Origin of the sequence: Pseudomonas sp. TYF_14 (assembly GCF_043105275.1) — a bacterium.
Lineage (GTDB): Bacteria > Pseudomonadota > Gammaproteobacteria > Pseudomonadales > Pseudomonadaceae > Aquipseudomonas > Aquipseudomonas alloputida.
Map to the genome: position 1 here is coordinate 1 of NZ_JBICLK010000072.1, position 731 is coordinate 731.

1 pseudogene is annotated in these 731 nt (G+C 62.5%); it reads right to left on the bottom strand.

The annotated features are described in order from the left end of the window. Nucleotides 1–262 precede the first annotated feature (262 nt). Nucleotides 263–369, bottom strand: a pseudogene (locus tag ACF8O8_RS19245) (3-deoxy-7-phosphoheptulonate synthase); the annotation flags it as partial. Between the last annotated feature and the right edge of the window lie 362 nt (nt 370–731).

Here is a 731-nt window from a genome sequence, read left to right on the forward strand (position 1 = left end):
GTCCCTTTTTGTCGTGGCAAAAAGGAACCAAAAACCGTCGGCTCCCATCATCCGGCCCCTACGCTGCGCTCCGGGGTCCCCTCGCTCCGGCCTTGCTCCCGGGAGCACGCGCTGCAGGCCCCATCCATGGGGCCTCAGCGCTTGACGGGCATCCATGCCCGTCATCTCCCTCCGCAAGGTCTCCACTCGGCCTCCTGAAGTCGCAATCTGCGTCGCCTGAACTACCGCGCGCTTAGAAGCCAGATCAAAAGCGAAAAGCGAGCTCTGTGATCGGCCGGCACCGCCGATGCATTCGGTGAGATTCTGCCCGGTCATCTGGATAAGGATATCGCCGGCAAGGCTGCCCTCGGCCTGGTATACCTGGAAGAACGCCGTTGCTCTTGCTCTTGGCTTTTGCTTCTGAGCGCGCGGCAGTTCAGGCGACGCAGATTGCGACTTCAGGAGGCCGAGCGCAGGGATTGCGGAGGGAGGTGACGGGCATGGATGCCCGTCAAGCGCTGGGCCCCAGGATGGGGCCTGCAGCGCGGTCCTCCCGGGAGCAAGCCCGGAGCGAGGGGACCCCGGAGCGCAGCGCAGGGGCCGGATGATGGGAGCCGACGGTTTTTGGTTCCTTTTTGCCACGACAAAAAGGGACCCGCCGTAAGGGCGGAAAGGTGACTATGCGCCACCTTCGCGAATGAATTCCTACTTGATGTGGATGCTCACATCCAAGAAGCGAGAAGCAAGAAGCA